Genomic DNA, 24,406 nt, shown 5'->3' with positions numbered 1-24,406 from the left:
TATCGGGGTGGCTCACATCGTGACGACCAGCTTGCCGGTGGTGTGCCGGCCGGCGAAGTCGACGATCGCCCGCACGCCGTCGTCGAGGGAGTAGCGGCCGCCGATCACCGCGGTCAACCCGTCGAGCGCGACCTCGCGCATCCCGCCGTGGACGCCGTCCATGTCGAGGACGAACCGCAGGTCGACGTCGTCGCGGCCGAGCCACTCCGGCTGCGGCACCGGGAACGTGATCGTGACGAGACGACCGCCGGGCCGCAGCGCCCGCGCCAAGCCGGCGAGCCGGTCGCCGGGCACGACGAGGTTGAGCACCACGTCGACGTCCGCCGGGTACTCCGACCCGGCGTAGCCGATGGTCTCCGCAGCACCGAGCGTGCGCAGGAGGGCGGCGTCCGCGTCGGTCGCGGTCGCGGTCACGCGGGCCTTCGCCGCCGCGAGCAACGGGACGACGGTGGTGCCGACGCCGCCGGTCGCGCCGATCACCAGCACCGTCTCCCCCGGCTCGACCCCGGCAACGGCCATCAACGCCCGCGCCGTCAACCCGACGGTCGGCAGCGCCGCCGCCTCCTCGACGGGCAGCCCGGCCGGGCGGTGCGCGAGGAACGGGGTGTCGGCCTCCACCACCGCGTACTCGGCCAGCGTGCCGGTGCCCACCGACGGCCGGGCGCCGACCATGGCGCGCAACGCCCGCGGCGCGGCGAACCCGAAGATCTCGTCGCCGACCGCGAACGTCGTCACCCCGGCGCCCACCTCGGTGACGGTGCCGGCGAAGTCGTTGCCGGGCACGTGCGGGAACGGCAGCGGGGTGACCGCGTGGAAGTCGCCGCTGGGCAGCCGCAGGTCGCCCGGGTTGATCGAGGCGGCGGCGATGCGCACCTGCAGCTGACCCGGACCGGGCCGGGGCGTCGGCACCTCGCCGACCGTGTACGTCTCGGGCGGCCCGTAGGCGTTCACCACGACAGCCTTCATCGTCGTCTCCTCTTTCGCTGAAACGGACCGGGCGGTCATGTTTCGCGGGGGACGCTAGCAAAAGCGGACCGGGCGGTCAACTTGCTAGGGTCGCCGCGTGACCCGTCCCCTCAGAACCGACGCGGCGCGCAACCGTCGCCTCCTCCTGGCCGCCGCCGCGGACGAGTTCGCCGAACGCGGCCTGGACGCGTCGGTCGCCGACATCGCCCGGCGGGCCGGCCTCGGCAAGGGGACGGTGTTCCGGCATTTCGCGACGAAGGAGGACCTGCTGGCGGCGATCGTCCTCGACCGGATCGACGAGCTCACCACCGCCGGCGAGCGGCTGCTCGACGCCCCCGACGCCGGTGACGCGCTGCTGGAGTTCCTCACCGTGGCCGCCCACCAGCGGCAGCAACGCGACCTGACGTTCCTGCACAGCGCGCTGACCACCGACGTCACCGAGGCCCGCACCCGGATGTTCGACACCGTGCACCGGCTGGTCGACCGGGCGCGGGAGCACGGCGCGGTCCGGACGGACGTCACCGGCGCCGACGTGATCCTGCTGATGTGCGCGCCGAACTACGTGACCACCTACGTCCCGAACGCCCCACCCGACCTGTGGCGCCGGTACCTCGCCATCATCTTCGACGGCCTGCGCCCGGAGGGCGCGCATGCCCTACCGCACCCGCCCCCGACGGACTATTGATCCGCTGCCCCGTCCTCACTGGCCCACGCGGCCGGCGTCACCCGTCGCTCCACTATGGACGGTCTGGCACAGCTCCTGGTTCGGAGTCGGTCACCCGTTCGAGGAATGGATCGGTTCACCGGGATGCCGATAAACCGGGATGCCGATAAATCTGACCCGCACCTTCCTTGCCCCGTGGGCTCGTCGGGCCAGCCGCTCGGTGCGCTGACCGCGATTCATCGACAGCGAAGCGCCACGCCTTCTGCGGTGGTATCGGGACACTGCAACAGGCGTCAGGGTCCGTGGTTGCGGAGGGCCTCGAAGGCATCCCGGGCGGCGGTGCCGATGGCCTGGTCGATGTCGGGCGCCTGGCGGGCGCGGCGGTCGGCGCGGGTGAGGGCGGCCATGGCGATCCGTTCGCCGGTTTCGGCCTCGACGACGCCGATCTCGTGGCGGAGGTGGAGGAACGTGCCGGTCTTGCCGCTGACCTGAAGGGTGTCGGCGCGCAGCTCGTTGGCCAGGCGGTGGGTGAAGACCTGCTGGGACATCAGGCGACGGAGTTCGGCCGTGGCGTCGGGGTGGGCGACCTCGTCGCGCCAGACGCGCTGGAGCAGGTCGACGAGCGCGGCGGCCGACCCGAGGTTGGCGTGGGCCGGGTCGAGCGTCTCGATGGTGTGGTGGCCGGTGCGCTCGTCGCGGATGGCGAGTTCCAGGGCGAGCGCGAAGTCGTTGCCGGAGACGCCCGCCGCGCACTCGTACATCCGGTTGAGCCGGTGCCGGACGCGGATGCCGGTGCAGCCCCACTCCCGCAGGCGGGCGTCGACATCGGGCGGGGGAACGAGGTCGAGCAGGGTGTCGGCGGCGGCGTTGTCGCTGACCGCGAGCATCAGGAGCAGCAGGTCGCCGACCGCGACGGTGGCCGGGTGCCGGAAGGCGGCCAGCCCGGTGGGCCCGACGCTGGCGGCGGCCGGGTCGACGGTCACCGGTCGGGCGGCGTCGAGGTCGCCGCGCGCGACGAGGTCGAGCACGACGAGCGCGAGCGGCACCTTGATCACCGACGCGAGCGGGACCGGCACGTCGACGTCGAAGCCGAGGTGCTCGCCGGTGTCGAGGTCACGCGCGAGGAACGATCCACGGATCCCGAGCGACGCCCAGTCCGCCGCGATCGACTCGGCGACCTCGAGCAGGTCACCGTCGCCAGCCACGAAGGTCGGTACAACGGTCATCCGCGTGCCGCCAAGCGGTCTGTACCGTGCCGTACGGCCGTACGGGTCCGTACGGCGCCCACCGCACCGGCCAGCGCCGCGACCAGCCAGTCGGGTGTCTCGCGGGACACCGACGCCGCGACGTCGTAGCCGCGGTGCAGGGACGCGTCGGCGAGCGGCGCCCAGGCCGCGCCGTGGCGGCGGGCGAACGGCGCGGCGCACAGCAGCAGGGCCCGCCCGGCCAGCGTCTCGGCGAGCGCGGACGCCGACGATCCGGCCGGCCGCAGCCGCGACGACGGCAGGCCGGCCCGGGCGGCGGCGCGGTCGAGCCGGTCGCGGCCGGCCGGCACGTCGTCCTCGGCCATCGTGAGGATCGGCGGCGTCGGGGCTGCCCGGCTCGGCGACACGACGGCCGCCGAGCGGGGCGGCGCGTCGGCTGGGCGGCCGCGGCGCGGTCGCAGGTCTTCGAGGTGGACGGCGTGCGACCGTCCCGCGGTTTCCGACGGCCCGGACGCGAGCCCCAGCGGCACCCGCACCCGCGCGTTCTCCGGCGGGACCCGCACCAGCGCGTACGCCAGCGACCCGTCCGTGATCCCGGCCGCCCGCGCGTCCGGCGGCAGTTCGCGGACGCTCAGCGTCAGGTCGTGGTCGGTGCCGGCGCGGATGATCCGGGCCAGCGCCGCCGGGTCGCAGTCCGCGGGGACGCCGACCGCGAGGGCCGCCGACTCCCGCGCCGACCGGGCGACGTGCCGCAGCCGCTGGGTGCGGTCGAGGACGTCGTGCGCGTACGGCAGGAGCAGCAGGCCGAACTCGGTGGTGGCGACCTGCCGGGGCGAACGGTCGAACAGCGGAGCGCCGAAGTGGTCCTCGAGGGTCTTCACCCGCCGGCTCAGCAGCGGCTGGGCGATCCCGAGCCGGTCGGCGGCGCGGGAGAAGCTCGCCTCGTCGGCCACCGCGACGAACGCGGCGAGGTGCGCGAGCAGGTCCACCCGGCATCTATATCAAATAGTCATGGCTCCTTCAATAATGCATCTTGGACATGATCGCCCGCGTCCTGTTTGGCTGGGCGCATGACCAACGCACCTTCTGTGACCCGCCGCGGCCTGCTCAAGGTCGGCGTCGCGACCTCGGTGGTCGCCGCCACCGCGTCCGCCGCGGCACACCCCGCGACGGCCGCGCCCACCGATCTCGACGCCCGGTTCCGCGAGCTCGAGCAGACGCACGAAGCGCGCCTCGGCGTCTACGGCCGCAACCTCCGGACCGGCCGGGTCGTCGCCTACCGGGCGCACGAGCGGTTCGCGATGTGCTCGACGTTCAAGGCGCTCGCCGCGGCCGCCGTGCTGCGCGCCCGGACCGGCCTCGACACGGTGATCGCCTTCCCGCCCGCGGACATCCTGCCGAACTCGCCGATCACCGGCCAGCACGTCGACACCGGCATCGCCCTGGGCGACGCCTGCGCCGCCGCGATCCAGTACAGCGACAACACCGCCGGCAACCTGCTGCTCCGCCAGATCGGCGGACCGGCGGGCCTGACCCGGTTCCTCCGCTCGATCGGCGACGACGTCAGCCGGCTCGACCGCTGGGAGACCGACCTGAACACCGCCGTCCCCGGGGACCTGCGCGACACCACCACCCCGGACGCGATCGGCCGCGGCTACGAGCGCGTGACGCTCGGCGGCGCGCTGTCCGGCGGCGACCGCGAGCAGCTCGTCACCTGGCTGAAGGGCAACACCACCAGCGCCGCACGGTTCCGCGCCGGCCTGCCGTCGGGCTGGGTCATCGGCGACAAGACCGGCACCGGCGACTACGCCACCGCCAACGACGTCGGCGTCGCCTGGACCACCCGGGGCACCCCGGTCGTGCTGGCGGTGCTGTCGACCAAGGCGACGAAGGACGCGCCGGTCACGAACCCGCTGATCGCCGACGCGGCCCGGCTCATGGCATCAGTCCTGGCCCCGGGCGAGTGATCGCCGGCCCCGGGCGGGTGAGCCGCGCCTCGATCGCGAGCGCGGTGGCGCAGAGCAGGTCCTCGCCGTCCATCGGCCCGATCAGCTGCAGGCTCACCGGCACGGGCAGCCCGGGCGACGGCACCGGCATCGACAGCGCCGGGTTGCCGGCGAGGTTGACCGGCGCGGTCAGTTCGGTCAGCCGGTGGTGGGCGTAGTCGTCGAGGGTCGGTGGTTGCGTCGGGAGCGTCGGCAGCGCGAGAACGTCGACATTCTCGAGGACGGCGGTGAGCTCCGCCCGCCACGCCAGGCGGGCGGAGTACGCCTCGTCGAGCCGCTCGTCGGTGATCGCCCGGCCCACGCGGATGCCGCCATTGACGTGGTCGCCCACCCCCGCGGCGTCGAGGAGACCGTGGTGGGCGCGCCACAGTTCGCCGAGGATGATCGCGTAGAACGCGTCGACGGTCGCGTCCCAGCCGGGCAGCTCCACCTCGCACACGTCGAGACCGGCGGCGCTCAGCGCCGCGTCCACCCGCTCATCCACCACGGCCTCGACCCCGGCGAACCGCAACCGTCCGACGGTGCCGGCCGGGCGGGCGGCGACCGACCATCCCGGCTCCAGCAGCCGCATGCCGGTCACGACCCCGGCGACGTCGCGGGCCAGCGCACCGACGACGTCGAGGCTGGGCGCGAGCGGCCAGACGCCGGCGGTCGGAATCCGCCCCCAGGTGGGCTTCAACCCGACGACGCCGCAGCAGGCGGCCGGAATGCGGACCGACCCGCCGGTGTCGGTGCCCAACGCGACGTCGGCCTCCCCGGCGGCGACCGCGACCGCGCTGCCGCTGGACGAGCCGCCCGGAATGCGATCGGGCGCCAGCGGATTGACCGGGGTCCCGAAGACCGGGTTGTCGCCGACCGGGCTGACGCAGAGCTCCGTGAGCGTCGTCTTGCCCACGATGACGGCGGTCCTGTCCGCGCGGACGCCGGCCAGGCACGCCGCGTCGACGGTCGCGGGGACGGCCCGGGCCCGGACCGCCACGCACCCGGCCGTGGTGACGCTGCCGGCGACGTCGATGGCATCCTTGACGGCGACCCGTACCACGTTCCCCGCCGGCTCACCGGGAGGCGGATCGAAGCGGGTGATCCATGCTGTCACCGGCCGACCGTACCGCGATGATCGGCATAGGCTTCCGCGATGCGGATCGACCTGGTGGCCCTGATCGTCGACGAGTACGACCCCGCGATCGCCTTCTTCACGGGCGTCCTCGGCTTCGACCTCGTCGAGGACGTGCCGTCGCTCACCAACGACGGGCGGCCCAAGCGGTGGGTGGTCGTCCGGCCGCCGGGCGCGCAGACCGGCATCCTCCTCGCCCGCGCCGACGGCGACGACCAACGCGCCGCCGTGGGCCAGCAGGCGGCCGGCCGGGTCGGATTCTTCCTGCGCGTGGACGACTTCGACGCGACCTACGGTCGGATGGTCGACGCCGGCGTCCCGTTCGTCACGCAACCCCGCGCCGAACCGTACGGCCGCGTCGCGGTGTTCCTCGACCTCGCCGGCAACCGCTGGGACCTCCTCGGCCCGGCGGAAGACCCGCCGACCTGATCACGGATGACACGGGGGTTCGGGGCGCTGTGGAGCGCGAACGCGATGTCCAACCTGGCCGACGGCCTCGCGTTCGTGTCGATGCCGTTGCTCGCGTCGGCTACATGGTGCCGTTCTCGATCCTCGTGCTGTTCGCCGACGAGCGGCTCGGCCTCGACGGCACCGGCTACGGCGTGATCCTCGCGGCGTCGGCGCTCGGCGGCCTGGCCGGCACGGCCGTGGCCGCCCCGATCCGGGCCCGGATCGGCTACCGCTGGACGATCGTGGCGAGCCTCGGCCTCGGCGCCGCGTCGCTGGCCGCACTGTCGGTGACGACGGACGCCGTGGTCGCCGCGGGGCTGCTGGCGCTGTACATCCTGCACGCGGTGGTCTGGGGTGTCTGCTCGGTGTCGCTGCGGCAGCCGCTGGTGCCGGACGGCCTCCGCGGCCGGGTCAACGCCGCGACACGGGTGCTGGGCCTGCTCGGCCTGGTGGTCGGCTCGGTGGCGGGCGGCCTGCTGGCGACCGTGCACATCGCCGTCCCGGTCGCGGTCGGCGCCGCGGTGTTCGTGGGGTGCGGCGTGGTCGCGGCGGTCGCCCTCCGCGACCCGGATCGACGGTAATCTGTGCGCGTCTATCGAAAGGTGACGCGGTGAGCCCGATCGACGAGACCACCGCGAACAACACCCACGAGGTGGCGCAGGCGGTGACGCCGACCGCCCGCATCGTCTACGTCGACTACGACCCGCTCGTCCAGGCGCACGCCCGCACCCTGCTGACCAGCGGACCCGACGGCGCCACCGACTTCGTCCACGCCGACGTCCGCGACGTCGACCGAGTGCTCGCCGAGGCCGCCCGCACGCTCGACCTCGACCGGCCGGTGGCCGTCATCCTGTCCGGGATCCTCGCGCACCTGCCGACGGCCGAGGAGGCCCGCGACGTCACCCGCCGGCCGAGATCCGCGCCTACTTCGACGGTCTCGAGTTCGTCGAGCCCGGCCTGGTCGACGTGACGCGGTGGCGGCCCGACACCGACACCGAGACGCCCGTCCTGCACAACCTGATCGGCGTCGCCCGCAAGCCCAGACCGTAGACGGGCATCAAAGCTGGACCTTCGAGCCGCCGAAGATCCGGACGGCCCAGTGGTAGGCGCGGGCGGTGCGGGCGCAGTCCCGGCGGTCGGCGGACGGTTGGCGGTCGCACACGCGCATCATGTCGGCGTAGAAGGCGGCGTCGATGCGGTCCTTGTGTGGGCGGAGCCCGCCGCCGGCGCGGTAGTTGCGGTAACCGAAGTCGTGGCGCCAGCACGCGAGGCGGAAATCGTAGCCGTGGGGTTGGTCGGGGCCGCCCGTGCAGTAGTCGGTGCTCCAGTCGAAGTGGTATCCGCGCCGGCGTTCCGGATCCGTGCGGGCGGCGTCCCAGGCCCGGTAGCTGTCGGGTCCCACGCTCGTCCAGGCCAACAGCAGGGACGGTCGGTCGGGAGAGTCCGCCGCGGAGGCGGCCGCGGGCGCGAGGGCCACGCCGAGCAGGATCATGACCGCGACCGCGTATCGACGGAGCGACACCGAGCACCTCACTGGGTTGTTTTGGACGCAAACAACCGCAATTGTGCCAATTCGACGATCAACGTGTGGTGGAACCGGTCATTGCCCGAGCGCGGGGCAGCGCCGTTCGGCCTCCGTGACGAGGCGGGCGGCGGTCTCCTCGGGTGTCACGGCGGAGGTGTCGTACCACCAGGCGAACTCCGCGAGGTCCTCCCGCATCCGCGCGTCGAGGTGCTCGTAGCCGTCGAAGTCGAAGCGCTCGCTGGGGTCGCGGGTCGCGTTGCGGTCGCGGCACACCTGGATCCCGGGCGCGAGGACGACCATGCGCACGGGCCGGGCGGCCAGGAGGCCGATCAGCTGGTCGAACTCGGCGCGGTCGGCCACGACGGTGTCCATGAAGACCGTGAACCGGTAGTCGACGAAGTTGTTCGCCAGCGTGGCCATGTTCAGGTTGCACAGGCCGTCCTGCCGGTCGGCCTCGTCGACGGGTTCGGCGTTGAACGGCACCCGGCCGGTGAGGATCATCTGGTTGACGTCGTCGCCCTTGACCCGGGCCGCCCGGGGCAGCAGGCGGGCCGCGAGCGTGCTCACCGTCGACTTGCCCGCACCGGGCATGCCGGTGACGATCACACATCCGTCCAGCACGCCCAGGATCGTCGCAGCGGGCGCCGAACCGCGCCAACCGGTTTACCGTGGACCGGATGTCGGAGAAGATCATCCCGTACCGGATCGACGTCGACGCGACAGCGATCGACGACCTGCGCCGGCGGCTGCGGGCCACCCGGTGGCCGGACCCGGAGACGGTCGACGACTGGTCGCAGGGCGTCCCGCTCGCCTTCCTCAAGGACCTGTGCCGGTACTGGGCCGAGGAGTACGACTGGCCGGCGCGCCAGGCCCGCCTCAACGCCGTCCCCCAGTTCACCACCGCGCTCGATGGCCTGGACGTCCACTTCCTCCACGCGCGGTCGCCGCATCCGGGAGCGCTGCCGCTGATCATGACCCACGGGTGGCCGGGGTCGGTCGTGGAGTTCCTCAAGGTGATCGGGCCGTTGACCAACCCGGCCGACCCGGCCGACGCGTTCCACGTCGTGTGCCCGTCGCTGCCGGGCTACGGGTTCAGCGAACGACCCTCCCGACCGGGGTGGACGGTCGAGCGGATCGCCGACGCCTGGGCGCTGCTGATGGCGCGGCTGGGCTACGACCGGTACGCGGCGCAGGGCCATGACTGGGGGACGAGCGTCAGCACCGCCCTGGCCCAGCGGGACACCGGGCACGTGGTGGGCGTCCACCTCGTCCCCCCGTTGGCCCCGCCGGACCCGGACACGTTCGACGACCTCACCGACGCCGAACGCCGCGCCCTGCACGACCTGGAAACGGCCGGCGAGTCCGAGGACGGTTACTCCTTCGAACAGGCCACGAAGCCGCAGACGCTCGGGTACGGGCTGGTCGACTCCCCCGCCGCGCTGTGCGCCTGGATCATCGAGAAGTTCCGGTCGTGGAGCGACTGCGACGGCGACCTGGACAGCGTGTTCAGCCGCGACGACCTGCTCGACAACCTCATGCTCTACTGGCTGCCCGGCACCGGAGCGTCGTCGGCGCGGCTGTACTGGGAGAGCTTCCGCCGGGTCCAGAAGAACTTCCGGACCGGCGCGACCGACACCATCACCGTGCCCACCGGTTGCTCGATCTTCCCGAAGGAGAACCCGCGGCCGTCGCGCCGCTGGGCGGCGAAGCGGTTCGTCGACATCCACTACTGGAACGAGCCCGACCGGGGCGGCCACTTCGCCGCGTTCGAACAGCCCGCGCTGTTCGTCGACGAGGTCCGGGCGTGTTTCAGGCCACTTCGGAAGAGCTGAGCTTCGCGCGGACGGTTCCGGCGTCGGGGTGACCGAGTTCGGTGAGCGTGTCCGCGGCCCGTCGCCAGGTGTCGTGGGCCGCGGCACGGTCGCCGGTGGCCTGCTGGCTGTCGCCGAGGTGGTCCAGCGTCAGCGCCTCGGCGTGGCGGTCGCCCATGCCGTGGAAAAGGGTGACCGCCTGCCGGTAGCAGCTGATCGCCTCGTCGTGCTGGCCGAGATGGTGGTACGCGTAGCCGAGGCTGTCCCAGGTGTTGGCCTGGCCGTACGGGCTCTCCGCCCGTTGCGCGATAGCCAGCGCCTCCCGGCAGTGGTCGACGGCTTCCCGGTACCGGCCGAGTTGCCCGAGGTACCAGCCCACGGCGTTGAGCGCGACGGCGACCTTGATCGGCGCGGCGTCCGACCCGCGGTACAGGTCCAGGCTGCGCCGGGCGTGGCCGAGGGCCTGCTCCGGGCGACCCTCCCGGTCCGACAGCAGCGCCAGGTCGAACTGGACGTGCGCGCCCGCGGCACCGTCGCCGAGGTGTTCGTACAACCGCAGCGACTCGTCGAGGTGGTCGCGGGCGGTGGCGACGTCGCGCAGGTTGGAGTAGGCGTTGGCGGCCAGGCGGTGGGCCTGGGCCAGGTGCTCCAGGTCGCCGGTCCGCCCGGTCGCGTCGATCGCGATCCGTTGCGCCGCGGCCCAGTCCTGCCAGTGGCCGCGCCGGTCGCAGTAGGTCGCCAGCGTCCACGGGAGCTGCCAGGCGTGCACGTCGAGGCGGCATTCGTCGGCGAGCCGGATCGCCGGGATCAGCGCCGGGTACTCCGCGTCGAACCAGGCCATCGCGGCGTCGAGATCGGAAGGATCTGGGGGGACGCCCGCACCGGCGACCGGTTCCGGCAGGTCCAGCGGGTCGCGGTGGGGTGAGAGCAGCATCGCCGCCCGGTGGGCGGTGTGCAGGTAGTGGTCGAGGAGGCGGCGCACCGCCCGCCCGCGTTCCGGCTCGTCGCGGCCGGCGAGTTCGGTCGCGTAGAGCCGCACCAGGTCGTGCATGCGGTACCGGCCGGGCGGGTGTTCCTGCACCAGGTGCGCGGCGACGAGTTCGCGCAGGACCGTCCGCGTGGATGCCGCCGGGAGCGCGGCGAGGCTCGACCCGGCCGCCACGCCGATGTCCGGCCCGGGTGCCGATCCGAGCAGCGCGAAGAACCGGGCCGCGGCCGGGGTGACGGCGCGCACCGAGCACGAGAGCACCGAGCGCAGGCCGGTCTCCGGTGCGTCGGCGTCGAGGGCGTCGAGCCGACCGGCGGCCGCGTCCAGCTCCGCCGCCAGCGTCCGCAGGTCGATGCCCGGTTCCAGGACCGCGCGGGCCGCGACCGTGCCCAGCGCCAACGGCAGCCCCGCGCAGTGGCGCAGCAGCGACCGCGCGGCCGACGGCTCGGCCGCGAGCCGGGCGGCACCGATGTGGGCGGCGAGCAGGTCGAGCGCCTCGGCCTCGGCGAGCACGTCGAGCGCGAGCGGACGGGCGCCGTGCGCGCTCACCAGCGTCGGCAGCCGGTGTCGACTGGTCACCAGCACCGCGCAGGTGGGCGAGCCGGGAAGCAACGGCGCCACCGTGGCGGCGTCCCGGACGTTGTCCAGGACGATCAGCATCCGCCGCCCGGCGACCAGGCTGCGGTACAGGGCCTCCAGGCCGTCGAGGTCGGCGGGCATCCGCGCCGGCTCCACCCCGAGCGCGTCGAGGAAGCGCCGGAGCACGACCCGCGGTTCGACCGGCGCGGTCGCCGGCTCGAAGCCGCGAAGGTTGGCGTAGAGCTGGCCGTCCGGGAACCGGTGACTGTTGCGGTGCGCCCACCGCAGGGCCAGCCAGGTCTTGCCGATGCCGCCGGCGCCGCCGATGGCCGACACGAGGACCGTGGCCGGCCGCCCGGGATCCGGACCCATCAACAGGTCCAGCATGTCGAGCTCCGCCGCCCGGCCGACGAACGACGGTGACGAGGCGGGCAGCTGCCGTGGTATCGGACCCCGTGGATCCGGGCCGGGGGCGTCGGTCGCGGCCCGCGGGGGTTGATATGTGACCGTGAGCGTGGGATCGGCCCGCACGATCCGTTGGAACGTCTGCTGCAGCGCCGGACCGGGATCGGCGCCCAGCTCGTCGGCGAGTCGCGCCCGCACCGCCCGGTAGTGCTCCAGCGCCTCGGCCTGCCGCCCGCACCGGTACATGGCCACCATCACCTGGGCGGCGAGCCGCTCGTCCCACGGATGGGCCACCGCCGCGGCCGCGAGTTCGGTGACGAGGTCGGCGTGCCGGCCGCAGTGCAGCGCCGCGTCGTTGCGATCCAGTTCGGCCGCCATCCGTTCCCCGTCGAGGGTGGTCCTGATCCCCGCCAGCCACGGGCTGTCGAGCGTCGCGAACGCCTCGCCCCGCCACAGGTCCAGTGCCCGCGTGAGCAGCCCGGCGGCCGCGTCGTCGTCGGCCGCGCGGGCCTCGCCGACCAGGCGCCGGAACAGGTGCAGGTCGACGGCGTCCGGATCGACGGTGAGCACGTAGCCGGCGGTGCCGCGCCGGATCACCGTGTCCGGGACCGCGCCGAGCGTGCGGCGCAGCCGGGACACGTACGTGTGCAGCGAACCCTGCGCCCCCTGCGGCGCGCCGTCGCCCCAGACCCGTTCCCGCAACGTGTCGGCCGGCACCGGACGGTTCGCCTCCACCAGCAGGGCGGCCAGCACCTGCCGTTGGCGGGCGTGGCCCAGCGGAACGCCGCGGCCGTCGACGTACATCTCGACCGCGCCGAGCACCCGGAACTCGACCGTCGGCGCCGACATGGCGACATTGTCCCCGCCGCCGCCTGCGGCAACCACCGCCCGTCATGTCGGGTAGCGGGCAGCAGGCGGCGGCAGCGGTCATCCGTCAGCGCACAACGTGAAGACCTTCAGCGTCCAGTTGTCGCCGGGAGGCGAGTCCTCGACGTACGCGGCCAGGTTGGTCGCGGTCGGCGGGTTGCCGGAGTCGAGGTTGCTGGGGAGCAGATCGTCGACGACGACGTTGCCGATCGCGGCGGGACCGGCGAGGAGCGACACCCCGCCACCGGTGGCCACCTCGCCGGGGTCGCAGGCCACGCCGATGAGCTTCGGGTCGACCGCGTCGAAGCCGGTGCTCGTCACGGCCACCCGCTGGCCGGTCAACGGCGTGGCGCACGCCGCGAACGCGGTGACGCCCCACGCGTCGTCGACGAACGCGGACTCCTCGTAGGCGCTCACGGTCACCGAGTCCGCCGCATGCGTGGTGTCGCCGTTCTTCGGCACCACGCCGGTGACGAGGACGTTGCCCATGGCGTCCTCGGTCGACCAGCCCGTGCCGACCAGCTTCTTGTTCGACGGGCAGGTCGCGGTCGCGGCCTTGTCCCGCGGGTCGTACGGGCTGCGGGCGTCGACCCACTCCAGCCCCGGCATGTCGTCGGCGCAGTAGGCCACCGCCGTCGGGCGCCAGGCGGTGGCGTACGGCGGATCGGTCACCATCGCGGTGACCGTGACCCGGTTCCGGGCCACGTCCGGGAAGGCGTCGTCGATGGTCGCGTTGCCCAAGGCGCCGGTGATGGAGCCGGCGGCGCTGACCAGTTCCGTGCCGGACGGGCAGGTCACGGTCACGGTCTGGACGGGATCGGTGCTGGCGGCCAGGGTGGCGCTGACCGCCTGCAGGCCGGACACGGCAGCGGCGGCCGGTCGGACCGCCGTCACCGATCCACCGGTGACGCCGACGACCGCGACCACGGCCAGGGCCGCCCACCGCCGCATTGATTTCCTGAAACTCATTGCTGTCCTTTCATGACGCGTCACAACGCGGTCATGGTGGACGGCGGCGCTCGACCGGTTTCTTGAACGAACCTTGATCACCCGCCGCGGTCACTTCACGGCGCCGCTGCTGATCCCGGAGATGATCTTCCGCTGGGCGACCGCGAACACCACGATCAGCGGCAGGCTCATGAGGATCACGTAGGCGAAGATCAGGTGCCAGTTGTTCAGGTACAGGCCGGCGCTGGCGACGCGGAACAGGTTGAGCGGCAACGTGTCCAGCCGCCCACCGACCACGAAGAACGCGTAGAAGACGTCGTTCCACACGAACAGGCAGATGAGGATCGTCGCGGTGGCGAGCACCGGACGCAGCATCGGCAGCACCACGCGCCGGAACACCGTCAGCGGTCCGGCGCCGTCGATCCGCGCGGCCTCCTCCAGCGACTCCGGGACCGTGCGCACGAACCCGGTCACGAAGAAGACCACGGTCGACATGTAGATGCCCATGTAGACGCCGATCATCCCGACCACCGTGCCGGCGATGCCGAGCTGACGCAGCAGCAGCACCACGGTGATCACCGCCGGCGGCAGCACGATGCCGCTGATCGCCACCGCGTACAGCACCGCGGTGACGCGGGTGGCCCGCCGGGCCAGCACCCACGCCGCCATCGAGCCGAACGTCAGCACCCCGAGCACCGTCGGCGCGACGACGAGCAGGCTGCCGAGCAGGGCGGCGGGAACCTCGCCGTCGGCCCAGACCGTGCGCAGGTTCGCCCACAGCTGCCAGTCCGACGGCAGGGACAGGTCAGGGCGCAGCGCGTCACCCTGAGATTTTCCGGCGGTGACCACGACGAGCCACAACGGTATGCCGATGACGACGACCACCAGCAGCACAGCCACCACGGGCTGGAGACGCCGCCAGAACGCGGAATCGCTCACAGCACCCGCTCCCTTCGCCGCAGGAGATAGATGACCGGGAACGCCAGCAGGGCGATCAGCAGGAACAGCACCAGGCTCATCGTGGTCGCCTGCGCGAACAGGCCCTGCCCGAACGTCCGGTAGATGAAGATGTTGAGGATCTCGGTCGTGCGGGCCGGGCCGCCGCCGGTGGTGGCCTGCACGATGTCGAAGCCGTTCATCGAGCCGAGCAGCGCGGTCGCGACGTTGAACGTCACCGCCGGCGCCAGCAGCGGCACCCGGATCGTCCAGAACGTGTGCCAGCGGGACGCGCCGTCGATGCGGGCCGCCTCCACGAGGTCCTCCGGAATGGTCTTCAGCCCGGCGAGGTAGATGAGCATCGACAGGCCCATCCACTTCCACGCGTGGATGACGGCGACGACCACGATCGTCCACGTCGGGTCGGCCAGCCAGGCGTAGTCGACGCCGGTGAGCCGGTTCAGGCTGCCGTCGGGCCGCAGCAGCGCCTGGAAGATGTAGCCGACGGCGAGCGCCGACATCAGCACCGGCACCAGGAACATCACCCGCGCGAACCGGTTGAGCCGGGTGTCGCGTTCGAGCAGCACGGCCAGGCCGAACCCGAAGAGATTCTGGAAGACGGCCACCAGCGCCGCGTACACGACGGTGATCCGCAGCGCGCGGAACAGCGTCCCGTTGGAGGCGAGCGACTCGACGTTCGCCAGCCCGACCGGCTGGATCGACGCCTTGAAGCTCGACCAGTCGGTGAACGCGTAGACGAAGTTGAACACCGTCGGCACGAGGAAGAACACGAACAGGATCGCGAACGCCGGGGCCAGGAACCACCACGGGTGCGTGTGCCGCCCGATCGCGCGGCGCGGGGCGCGCGGCGGGTCCTTCGACACCGCCGCCGCGCGCCGTTCGAGCACGGGTGCCGCCATCAGAACCCCGGCGCGCCCGCGGCCCTGGCCAGCTGCTCGAACTGGTCCTGGGTGGCCTTGGCGACCTGGTCCGGCGACATGGTCCCGGTGATCATGTCGGCGAGGTTGATGTAGAGGTCGGGGTTCGCGACGGCGAGCGCCTGCATCGACCCGACCGACGTCGGCAGCGCGGCGTGGACGTCGAGCAGCGCCTTCGGGACGCCGGGCGGGTTGGGCACGCCGGTCTGCAGCGAGACGGTGTTCCGGTCGGTGACGAAGTCCTTGTAGCCCGGGCCGAGCCAGTACGCGAGCAGTTGCCGGGCCGCCGCCTCGCGCTTCGCGTCGCCGGTGCGGAACGCGACGAGCGCGTTGGACTGGTCGGGGATGAACGTGCCGACGTTGCCCGACGGCGCGATCGGGAAGAAGCCGATCTTCCGGTCGAGCGTGGCCGTGTCGGCCTTCGCCTGCAACTGGCCGAAGAACGAGTTCACCTGCACCACCATGGCCGCCTTGCCGTCGAGCAGGGCCGCACCCTGGTCCTCGAACTTCGCGGTCTTGATGTCGGTGTTGAACAGTCCCTCGTCGATCAGTGCCTTGTACTTTTTGATCGCGTCGACCACCACGGGGTCGGTGAACTTCGCCTTGCCGGTGTTGACCTTCTCCCAGAACCCGCCCTTCGCGGCGTCGGCCAGCTGGATCTGCACCCACCACTGGGTCGCCCACCGGTCGGCGGCCATCTCGTAGAACGGGGTCACGCCCCTGGCCTTCAACGACCGCGCGAGGTCGACCATCTCGCCGAAGGTCTTCGGGACGGCCGTTACGTGTTCTTTGTTGTAGTAGACGCCCTCGACGGCCGGGCTGGTCACCAGCGCGGCGTACCGGGTCCCGTTGAGCAGCCCGGTGATGTCGCGCAGCTCCGGTGCGGTCTGCGGCAGCCAGGGCGCGTCGGTCAGCGGCTGGAGGTGGGTCTTCGCGTTGATCGCGGTGAGCATCGACGCGGTCGGTTGCCAGAACGCCAGGTCGGGCTTGTCGCCGGTGGCGACCTTCGTCTGGATGCCCTGCTCGTACGGGTCCGGGATCGTCACCACCTCGACGCCCGCGCCGGTCGCCCGCGTGAAGCCGGCCACCACCTTCGCGGGCACCTTGTTGCTGTTCTGCGCGGCCCAGATCGTGAGCTTGACGCCGTCGAGTTTCGCGGTCGGGTCGGGCCAGGTGACGTCGGTGGCCGGGTCGGCGGTCTCGGCCGACGGGTCGCTGCAGGCGGCGAGGGCGAGGGCGCCGACGGTGGCGAGGATGGTCCTTCTTCTCATGGCGGGGTCCTTCAGATGATTCGGAGGAGTCGGGCGGCGGGTGGTTCGCCGGTCGAGGTGACGGAGAGGAGCGCGGCCTCCGGGTCCCACGCGTACGTCCACGCGGGCAGGTGCGTCGGGTAGAGGACCTCCACGCGGACGGCCCGGCCGCGGAGGTGCGGCATGCTCAGGGCGACGGCGGCGGCACCGCCGCGCCGCCATACGGCCACGTACGTGGAACTCCCGGTGCGCAGCGCCAGGCTGAGCCACGGGTCGTCCCAGCCGGGCAGGCCGAGCGGCCACGACGGTGACGCGGTCGCCAGGTCGGCGCGGATCGCCCGGTGGACGTGCACCGCGTCCCGGACCGAATCGCGCTGTTCCGGCGACATCCGGTCGAGGTGCCCGGACAGGTAGAGCCGGCCAAGGATGCCGGTGCACATCGTGTACGCGATCTCCTCCGGCGACATGTCCGGCTGCGGGTAGGCCCAGTTGGCCGCCTGCTCCGGCAGCACCGACATCGGCGCGGCGACGGCGATCGGCGGGTACCGCAGGAAGTCCTGCTGGTCGCTGGTCGACTGCAGCTGCAGCCGGGCGAGCAGCGCGTAGTCCATCCGCATGGCGCCCGACGCGCAGTTCTCCAGGGTGAGGTGGGGATGCCGGTCGAGCAGGCGGTCGAGCCAGGCCAGGTGCGCCCGGTTGTGGTCCAGCAGGCCGGCGCCGACGCTGTCGGCGGCGTGGTCGGTGCCGGCGCCGGGATCGATGTTGTAGTCGAGCTTGAGGTAGCCGACGCCGAGCTGTTCGACCAGCCGGTCGACGACGTCGTCGAGGTGCCCGACCGCCCGCGGATGGCGCAGGTCGAGGTGGTACCGGCCGTGCTCGGCGACGCGCACACCGTCCCGTTGGAAGAACGCCTCGGGCGGCAGCTTGTCGGCAACCGGGCTGCGCACCCCGATCACCTCCGGTTCCAGCCACAGCCCCGGCACCATGCCGTGCCCGCGGATGCGGGCGAGCACCTCCTCGATCCCGCGCGGGAAGCGGGTCTGCGACGGCTCCCACCCGCCCACGCTGTCCCACCAGGTGCCGTCGTCGTCGTACCAGCCGGCGTCGACGCAGAAGACCTCCGCGCCGGCGTCGGCGGCCGCGTCGATTAGCGGCAGCAGCTTCGCCGTGGTCGGGTCGCCCATCAGCGTGTTCATGTAGTCGTTGAACACCACCGGCAACGCGGTCCGGTCGCGGTGCGGGCGCACGAGGGCGCGGCGATGCGCGGTGAGCGCGGCGATCGCGCTGTCCTGGCCGTTGTCCCCAAGAGCGACAGACACGGGGACGGACGTGAGGCTTGCGCCCGGCGCCAGTCGTGTCGCGCACTGGTGGTCGAGGTCGGTCGGACCGAGGAGGGCGAGACCGGCGACGCCGTCCCGCCGCTCCCCCACCTCCCACCGCCACGGGCCGTTGTGCTCGATCTGCCACAGCACGGCCCGTCCGGTGGTCCGGTCGATCAGCCCGCCGGTCGGCAGGTGCGCGCCGGTCGACCAGGTGCCGCGGCTGGTGACCGCGAGACAGCCGCGACCGTCCTGACCGTGCCGGCCGAGGTTCAGGTCGGGGACGCTCTGCCGCAAGGGATTCCGGGTCCACCGGCTCTCGCCGAGCCACTCGCTGTCGCCCGTGAGGACGTCCAGGTCGTCGACCCTTCCGAGACCCATCGCGAGGGACGTGATTCCCAGCAGCAGCACCGGTTCCGGCCCCTCGTTGGTGACCCGGGTGCGGGCCTGGAACGCGCTGACGCCGTCGACCGACCGGAACGACGTCTCGGCGGTGAGGCCCGTCCACTCGTCCCAGGACCGGATCCGCAGCTCGTGCCAGGCACCGGTCCGGTCGCGGGTGCTGCCGGTGTAGGCCAGGCGCCGCCCCACGGCCGTCTCCGCGAACCGGTGCGAGACGTGGGCCCGGCCCTCCGTCGCGGTCAGGACCTCGACGAGCGCCTGGGTTTGTCCCGGCTCGTTGGCACGCTCCCTTGTGGACAGTGACCGGACACCGACCGGTCCGTCCGGTCCGACGTCGACCACCAGGGTCAGGGCCGAATGGCCCCACACCACCTCGGTTTCCAATGCTGTGCTCGTTTCTCAGCTGATGGGTGCGGCGATCTGGACGAGGTCGACGTTCGGCGCGAAACCGGGTCCGGCGTTGGCGAACGTGATCGTGTTGGCGCCGGCCGCGAGGTCGACGTCGACCACCGTCGTGCGGTAGTTCGACCAGCCGAGCGTGTTCCGGAAGTAGCTCCGCCGTGCCGCGCCGCCGTTGACGCTGATGTCGGCGTAGCGGTCCACGATGTTGCTGTTGTAATTCGTGGCACCGTCGCCGAGTTCGCCGTTGGCGTAGCCGACGACCATCCGGTAGCGGCCGGCCGCCGGCACGGTCACCCCGTTGAACCGCAACGTGTTCGCCGCACCCGCGCCGATCCAGCCGACGTACCGGCCGCCCGACGCCGCCGCGTCGCTGGCCACGACGGCGGTGCCGCCGAGCGTGTTGCCGCCGGCCTCGGCCTGGTACGTCGTGACGGTGCCCGTGGTGGCGGCCACGTCGAGGTAGTCGAGGTTCACGGCGTCGCGGTCGTCGCCGGCGTAGGCGTTGACGTCGACGCGGCTGATGCCGGCGGGCAGGAACACCTTGGCGGTGACGGTGTTCCAGGTGTTCCAGTCGGCGGTGCCGGGCAGCGCGAGGTCGGTGAGATCGGTGCCGTTGAGCCTGATCCGGACCGACCGGCCCGCCGGTGCGCCGCTGTACGGTCCGGCCGAGTACCGCAGGCCCAGGTTGTAGTAGCCGTCGGCCGGCACGGTCACCACGAACTTCGTGCTGGCGGTGGTGCTGGCGCCGTACCCCTCGACGAAGTAGGTCCCGGAGTAGCCGGTGTTCGTCCCGTACGTGACGCGGGCCGAGCCGTCGATCCGCGCGTACTCGGCCTGGTAGCGCGTAGTCGGGCCGGCGGCGGTGAGATCGGTGTTCGGGGTGAGGATCACGTGGTACGCCGAGCTGCCCCTGAGCCCGGTCAACGGGATCGTCGCCTGCCCGCCGCTGGTGGCGAAGTCACCCTCGCGCACCAGGTACGGCCCGCCCGACGGGTTCAGCCCCGACGTGTCGACGCCCCACACCGTCGCGTGCACGGTGGCGCCCAGCGCGGTGGCGTTCCGGACGACCACGTTCGTGTCATACGTCCCCGACGACGGGTTGTTGCCGCCGAAGACGATCCGCGCCTGCTTCTTCGCCGCGTCGAGGGCCGCCACGCCCTGCAGCGACCCGCCCGGCGACGGCGGCGTGACGGCCACCGTGTTGCCGGTCAGCTCGCCGTACCACTTGTACAGCCACCAGCCGCCGGTCGCCTGGTTGTTGCGGGTCACCAGGTCGTTGAGGCCACCGGCGGTGGTCCAGTAGGCGAGGCAACCGTCCACTTTGGACGCCTCGAACCTGGCGACGTACTGCACCAGGTTGCCGGGCACGCCGAGGTCGCCCGACGAGCGGCCGTACTCGTTGATGCTGATCGGCCGCTGGATGATGCCCAGACTCGCCTCGATGGACCGGTAGTCGTTGTAGTGGTTCTGCCAGTCGGTGAAGAAGTCGTTGCCGAGCTCGTGCCACGTCGTCACGTGCGGGAGCACGGCGTTGTCGCGGGCATAGGTGAGGAACGAGCGCAGGTCGCCCGACCGGTAACTGGCGAAGTTCGGGCCGGCGATGCGCGCGGTGGGGTCGATCGACCGGATCCGCTGGTACACCGTGCGCCAGGCGCCGAGGAAGCCGCTGAGGTTCCCCTGGTACCAGATGAGGTCCGGCTCGTTGAACGGCACGTAGACGTACGAGGAGCGGTTCGGGTCGGCGACCACCTTCCGCGTCATCACGTCCACTTTGGACAGATAATCGGCGAGGCCGAGGTTGTCGTACGGCCACTGCTTGTAGACGTCCTGCATGTAGATCTGGATGTCGCGGCCCCCGGCACGCTTGAACATCGGCGCGACCTTCAGCGCGTCGCCGTTCGGGTGCTGCAGCCCGTCGGGTGCCTTCTGGGCCGTGACCTGCGGCCGCAGCGCGGCGAGCACGGTCTCGTTCGGGATCCCCTCGTCGCCGAGCCCGTACAGGAACCCGGTCGCCCCGTAACGCGGCGCGCCGGTGCTCGCACCGAGATCCACCGTCAGTTGCGACGGCGCGGCGGTGGCGGGTGCCGCCGCGAGGGCCGCCACGGTGCCGGCCACGAGGGACGTGACCACCATCGCGCAGACGCAGTTCCGAACCCTCATCACCTCTCCGTTCATCGATGTGACCGGTCACACTCGATGGCAGTGTGACCGGTCACATCCCCGCCCGAAAGGGTCCGTTACCTTGTTGTGATTAACACGCTTCCCCGCGCCGACCGCCGGTTTCGGGAGAGAACGTCAGCCCGGAACCGAACTTTCTCTCCCGACAGGGCCGTCAGCGCAGGCCGGCGAGGATCTCGCGGGCGACGGCGTCGCGGCGGGCGGTCTCTCGGTCCTGGGCCTCGCGGTCGGCGACCTCGCGCCGGTCGTAGGCCGCCCGCGCGGTGGCGATCTCGTTCTGGTGCTGCTCGGTCCAGTCGACGAGCGCCCGGATCGTCGTGTGCAGGGTCGCGCCGAGCGGCGTCAGCTCGTAGTCGACGCGGGGCGGGACGGCGGCGTGCACGGTCCGGCTCACCAGGCCGTCGCGTTCGAGCTGGCGCAGCGTGCGGGCGAGCATCCGCTGACTGACCCCGTCGACCGCCCGGCGTAGCTCGGTGAAGCGCAGGCTGCGCCGGTCGAGCAGGGCGATCACGAGCAGCGACCACTTGTCGGCGATCCGGTCGAGGATCTGCCGGACTTCGCAGTCCTCCCGGGTGTCCCACTGCCGGACGTCGTAGTCCTGGTCGGTATCACAGCAGTTACCGAGGGACGGGGAAGTGCCTTCTTCCATGGTCACCGATGGTGCCCCACGATGCTCCTGGTTACAAGAAGGAACCGGCACGCATGGGAGTAACCGGAATGGGTTCGTCAATGTTCACACCGCGCGCGTGGGGTGTCCTGTTCGTGCTGTGCGGCGCGATCTTCCTGGAGGGGATCGACGTCGCGATGGTCAACATCGCGCTGCCGGAGATCAGGGCCGACCTCGGCCTGTCGACCGGGGTGCTCAGCGGGGTGGTGAGCGCGTACGTCCTCGGGTACGGCGGCTTCATGCTCCTCGGTGGCCGGGCCGCCGACCTGCTCGGCCACCGTCGCATGTTCGTGCTCTGGCTGGTGGTCTTCCTGGTCTTCTCCGGGATCGGCGGCCTCGCCACCAACGGCTGGACGCTCCTTGTCGCCCGGTTCGTCACCGGCGTCGCCGCCGCGTTCATGACCCCCGCCGGCCTGGCGCTGATCACGACGAACTTCCCGGCCGGCCCGCAGCGGACGAAGGCGCTGGGCGTCTACGCCGGGACGGCGGCCGGCGGGTTCTCGCTCGGCCTGGTGGCCGGTGGACTCCTCACCTCGCTCGGCTGGCGCTGGGTGTTCTTCGCACCGGTCCTGTTGTCGGCGCTGATCCTGCTGGCGGCCGTCCCGTTGCTGAAGGACCACGACGGAGCCCGGCGGCCCGCGTTCGCCTGGGCGCGGTTCGACCTCGCCGGCGCCGTCGCGATCACCGCCGCGATGCTGCTGACCGTGTACGGCGTCATCCGCCTGGAACACCCGGGCGAGGGGACGCCGGTGACCGTGGCCGTGTTCGCGGCCGCCGCCGGAGCGCTGCTCCTCTTCGTGACGGTCGAGCGCCGGTCACCGGCACCGCTGGTGCGGTTGGGCATCCTGCGGTCCGCCGCGCTGGTGCGGACGAACCTGGCGGCCGGGGCGTTCCTGGCGGCGTTCGCCGGGTTCCAGTTCCTGATGACCCTGTACCTGCAGGAACTGCGTGGCTGGAGCACCCTGCAGACCGGCCTCGCGATGCTGGTGGTCGCCCTCGACACGGTGCTCGCGCCGACGCTGACGCCGCGGCTCGTCGACCGGTTCGGCAACGCGCGTGTCCTGTTCGGTGGGCTGGTGTCGGCGGCGGTCGCGTACGCGGTGTTCCTGCGGGTCGACCTCGACTGGACCTACGCCGCGATGCTGCCGTCGCTGGTGCTGCTCGGGTTCGGGTTCGCGCTGGCCTACGGTCCGCTGACGATGGCCGCCAGCGACGACATCGACCCGGACGAGCACGGCCTCGCCGCCGGCCTGCTGTACACGGCGCTGCAGTTCGGCACCGCCCTGGGGCTGTCGGCGGTGACCGCCACGCTCGCGATCTCCGGCTTCGCACCGGGCGACGCCGGCTTCGGCGCGATCAGGGTCGCGCTGTGGGTGCCGCTGGTCGCCGCGGTGCTCGCCGTGGTGGTGACGGCGTTCGGCCTCCGGGCCCGCCGCCCGGTCGCCGTTCCGGTGAACGGACCCGCGGAAACATGTCCGGCAGGTTGAGGGGCTGTTTCGGCTCTTGACAGGATTTTGATGAGGGTCGATGGTTGTGGGAGCGCTCCCACCCCCCTGTTCTCCCAGTCTGTCGAGAGGACCCCCGCATGAAAGTCAGACACCTGATGGCGTTCGCGGCGGCGGCCGTGGTCACCGTCACCACGGGCCTGGTCGTCGTGCTCTCTTCCCCCACCCCCGCCGAGGCGCACGGCGCCATGATGGCGCCCGGCAGCCGCACCTACCTCTGCTGGCGCGACGGTCTCGACTCGACCGGTGCGATCAACCCCCGCAACCCCGCCTGTGCGGCGGCGGTCGCGCAGAGCGGAGCGACCTCGCTGTACAACTGGTTCGCCGTGCTTCGGTCCGACGGCGCCGGCCGCACCGCCGGCTTCATCCCCGACGGCCAGGCGTGCAGCGGCGGCACCGGAGGCCCGTACAACTTCACCGGCTTCAACCTCGCCCGCAACGACTGGCCGGTGACCCACCTGACGTCCGGCGCGAACTTCCGCTTCGACTACAACAACTGGGCCAAGCACCCGGGCACGTTCTACCTCTACATCACCAAGGACTCGTGGAGCCCGACCCGCGCCCTGGCCTGGAGCGACCTGGAGGCCGCCCCGTTCTCCCAGGTGACCAACCCCGAGTCGATCGGTGGCCCGGGCACCAACGACGGCCGCTACACCTGGACCGGCCGCCTGCCGACCAACAAGTCCGGCCGGCACCTGATCTACTCCGTGTGGTCCCGGTCGGACAGCACCGAGACGTTCTACGGCTGCTCCGACGTGGTCTTCGACGGCGGCAACGGTGAGGTCACGGGCATCGGCGGGAACCCCAACCCGAACCCGTCGAACTCGAGCAGCGGCCCCAGCAACCCAGGTAGCCCCAGCACCTCGGGCAACCCGACCACCGGCTGCACCGCCCAGTACGCCGTGGTCAGCTCGTGGGGCGGCGGCTTCCAGGGCAAGGTGACCGTCCGCGGCGCCAACGGCGGAGCGGTGTCGAACTGGATGGTCCACTGGAGCTGGCCCGCCAGCCAGGCCCTGACCCAGGCGTGGGGAGGTAAAGCCACCTCCGACGGCTCGTTCGTGACCGTCAATCCGGAATCGTGGAACGCCAGCATCCCCGCCAACGGCAGCGCCGAAATAGGCTTCCTGGCCAACGGCGCGTCCGTCACGTCACTACCCGGGCTGATGTGCATGCTCGGCTGACCGCATCACCACTCGGGCCGTCGCCGCGCACCTCGCGGCGGCGGCCCCCGCCGTTCCGGTGACGACACGGCGACAGCAGGTGGCGCCGGCGCCCGGTATC

General features: G+C 72.1%; 21 protein-coding genes and 1 pseudogene. 8 read left to right on the top strand and 14 right to left on the bottom strand.

What is annotated here, in order from left to right; all coding sequences use genetic code 11:
* Positions 1-12: 12 nt before the first annotated feature.
* A complete protein-coding gene (locus tag Vau01_RS19955; protein ID WP_203994929.1) occupies positions 13-966 on the bottom strand; it encodes an NADP-dependent oxidoreductase in 954 nt (317 codons plus the stop codon).
* 97 nt (positions 967-1,063) lie between these two features.
* Between Vau01_RS19955 and Vau01_RS19950 the strand changes: the two genes are divergently transcribed.
* Positions 1,064-1,651: a TetR/AcrR family transcriptional regulator gene (locus Vau01_RS19950; RefSeq protein WP_203994928.1), complete on the top strand. Its 588-nt coding sequence runs from the start codon at positions 1,064-1,066 to the stop codon at positions 1,649-1,651.
* Positions 1,652-1,923: 272 nt separating this feature from the next.
* Here the strand turns inward: Vau01_RS19950 and Vau01_RS19945 are convergent, their stop codons facing one another.
* Together Vau01_RS19945 and Vau01_RS19940 are read right to left on the bottom strand one after the other, a co-directional pair.
* Positions 1,924-2,856, bottom strand: a complete 933-nt coding sequence (locus tag Vau01_RS19945; protein WP_203994927.1) for a serine hydrolase — start codon at positions 2,854-2,856, stop codon at positions 1,924-1,926.
* Positions 2,853-3,824, bottom strand: a complete 972-nt coding sequence (locus Vau01_RS19940) for a LysR family transcriptional regulator (RefSeq protein WP_203994925.1) — start codon at positions 3,822-3,824, stop codon at positions 2,853-2,855. Before Vau01_RS19940 ends, Vau01_RS19945 begins: the two co-directional genes overlap by 4 nt.
* Positions 3,825-3,905: 81 nt before the next feature.
* Here Vau01_RS19940 and bla point away from each other — a divergent pair, with 81 nt between their 5' ends.
* On the top strand, positions 3,906-4,802 hold the full coding sequence (gene bla, locus Vau01_RS19935) for a class A beta-lactamase (RefSeq protein WP_203994923.1): 897 nt from the start codon (positions 3,906-3,908) through the stop codon (positions 4,800-4,802).
* Here the strand turns inward: bla and Vau01_RS19930 are convergent.
* Positions 4,771-5,937, bottom strand: coding sequence for an amidase (locus Vau01_RS19930; RefSeq protein ID WP_203994920.1), 1,167 nt, complete (start codon positions 5,935-5,937; stop codon positions 4,771-4,773). The genes bla and Vau01_RS19930 overlap by 32 nt on opposite strands.
* A 39-nt stretch (positions 5,938-5,976) precedes the next feature.
* On the opposite strand from Vau01_RS19930, the gene Vau01_RS19925 reads away from it, so the two are divergent.
* The 3 genes and pseudogenes from Vau01_RS19925 to Vau01_RS19915 all read left to right on the top strand — a co-directional run bounded on the left by Vau01_RS19925 (position 5,977) and on the right by Vau01_RS19915 (position 7,455).
* Positions 5,977-6,384, top strand: coding sequence for a VOC family protein (locus Vau01_RS19925; protein ID WP_203994918.1), 408 nt, complete (start codon positions 5,977-5,979; stop codon positions 6,382-6,384).
* A 29-nt stretch (positions 6,385-6,413) separates the two neighbouring features.
* Positions 6,414-6,986, top strand: coding sequence for an MFS transporter (locus Vau01_RS19920; RefSeq protein ID WP_373320276.1), 573 nt, complete (start codon positions 6,414-6,416; stop codon positions 6,984-6,986).
* Positions 6,938-7,455: pseudogene (locus Vau01_RS19915) on the top strand (SAM-dependent methyltransferase). Before Vau01_RS19920 ends, Vau01_RS19915 begins: the two are co-directional and overlap by 49 nt.
* A 7-nt stretch (positions 7,456-7,462) precedes the next feature.
* On the opposite strand, the gene Vau01_RS19910 reads toward Vau01_RS19915, so the two are convergent.
* Together Vau01_RS19910 and Vau01_RS19905 are read right to left on the bottom strand one after the other, a co-directional pair.
* Positions 7,463-7,927 carry a phospholipase gene (locus Vau01_RS19910; protein WP_203994906.1) on the bottom strand — a complete coding sequence of 155 codons (465 nt, stop codon included), beginning with the start codon at positions 7,925-7,927 and terminating at the stop codon, positions 7,463-7,465.
* A gap of 78 nt (positions 7,928-8,005) precedes the next feature.
* A complete protein-coding gene (locus tag Vau01_RS19905; RefSeq protein WP_203994904.1) occupies positions 8,006-8,551 on the bottom strand; it encodes an AAA family ATPase in 546 nt (181 codons plus the stop codon).
* Positions 8,552-8,607: 56 nt separating this feature from the next.
* Between Vau01_RS19905 and Vau01_RS19900 the strand changes: the two genes are divergently transcribed.
* A complete protein-coding gene (locus Vau01_RS19900) occupies positions 8,608-9,762 on the top strand; it encodes an epoxide hydrolase family protein (protein WP_203994902.1) in 1,155 nt (384 codons plus the stop codon).
* Here Vau01_RS19900 and Vau01_RS19895 read toward each other — a convergent pair.
* The 8 genes from Vau01_RS19895 to Vau01_RS19860 all read right to left on the bottom strand — a co-directional run bounded on the left by Vau01_RS19895 (position 9,740) and on the right by Vau01_RS19860 (position 21,602).
* Positions 9,740-12,562 (bottom strand): AfsR/SARP family transcriptional regulator, encoded by a 2,823-nt coding sequence (locus tag Vau01_RS19895; RefSeq protein WP_203994900.1) that lies wholly within the window; start codon positions 12,560-12,562, stop codon positions 9,740-9,742. The genes Vau01_RS19900 and Vau01_RS19895 overlap by 23 nt on opposite strands.
* A 78-nt stretch (positions 12,563-12,640) precedes the next feature.
* On the bottom strand, positions 12,641-13,549 hold the full coding sequence (locus Vau01_RS19890) for a hypothetical protein (protein ID WP_203994898.1): 909 nt from the start codon (positions 13,547-13,549) through the stop codon (positions 12,641-12,643).
* A 90-nt stretch (positions 13,550-13,639) separates the two neighbouring features.
* Positions 13,640-14,467, bottom strand: a complete 828-nt coding sequence (locus Vau01_RS19885; protein ID WP_203994889.1) for a carbohydrate ABC transporter permease — start codon at positions 14,465-14,467, stop codon at positions 13,640-13,642.
* Entirely contained in the window at positions 14,464-15,384 is a 921-nt protein-coding gene (locus Vau01_RS19880; protein ID WP_203994886.1) for a carbohydrate ABC transporter permease, read from the bottom strand. The genes Vau01_RS19885 and Vau01_RS19880 overlap by 4 nt, the downstream gene beginning before the upstream one ends.
* Positions 15,384-16,673, bottom strand: coding sequence for an ABC transporter substrate-binding protein (locus Vau01_RS19875; RefSeq protein ID WP_203994883.1), 1,290 nt, complete (start codon positions 16,671-16,673; stop codon positions 15,384-15,386). Before Vau01_RS19875 ends, Vau01_RS19880 begins: the two co-directional genes overlap by 1 nt.
* An 11-nt stretch (positions 16,674-16,684) precedes the next feature.
* Positions 16,685-18,757 (bottom strand): glycoside hydrolase family 36 protein, encoded by a 2,073-nt coding sequence (locus Vau01_RS19870; protein WP_239151715.1) that lies wholly within the window; start codon positions 18,755-18,757, stop codon positions 16,685-16,687.
* Between the two features lie 15 nt (positions 18,758-18,772).
* Entirely contained in the window at positions 18,773-20,935 is a 2,163-nt protein-coding gene (locus tag Vau01_RS19865; RefSeq protein ID WP_239151714.1) for a carbohydrate-binding protein, read from the bottom strand.
* Between the two features lie 172 nt (positions 20,936-21,107).
* Positions 21,108-21,602, bottom strand: a complete 495-nt coding sequence (locus Vau01_RS19860; RefSeq protein WP_203994881.1) for a winged helix-turn-helix transcriptional regulator — start codon at positions 21,600-21,602, stop codon at positions 21,108-21,110.
* A gap of 80 nt (positions 21,603-21,682) precedes the next feature.
* On the opposite strand from Vau01_RS19860, the gene Vau01_RS19855 reads away from it, so the two are divergent.
* Together Vau01_RS19855 and Vau01_RS19850 are read left to right on the top strand one after the other, a co-directional pair.
* Positions 21,683-23,107: an MFS transporter gene (locus tag Vau01_RS19855; protein ID WP_203994878.1), complete on the top strand. Its 1,425-nt coding sequence runs from the start codon at positions 21,683-21,685 to the stop codon at positions 23,105-23,107.
* A 98-nt stretch (positions 23,108-23,205) separates the two neighbouring features.
* A complete protein-coding gene (locus Vau01_RS19850; protein ID WP_203994875.1) occupies positions 23,206-24,306 on the top strand; it encodes a lytic polysaccharide monooxygenase auxiliary activity family 9 protein in 1,101 nt (366 codons plus the stop codon).
* Positions 24,307-24,406 lie beyond the last annotated feature (100 nt).

This window comes from Virgisporangium aurantiacum, assembly GCF_016863635.1.
GTDB classification, from domain to species: domain Bacteria; phylum Actinomycetota; class Actinomycetes; order Mycobacteriales; family Micromonosporaceae; genus Virgisporangium; species Virgisporangium aurantiacum.
Note: the sequence above shows the minus strand (reverse complement) of the source record. Positions and strands in the feature narration are given on the sequence as shown.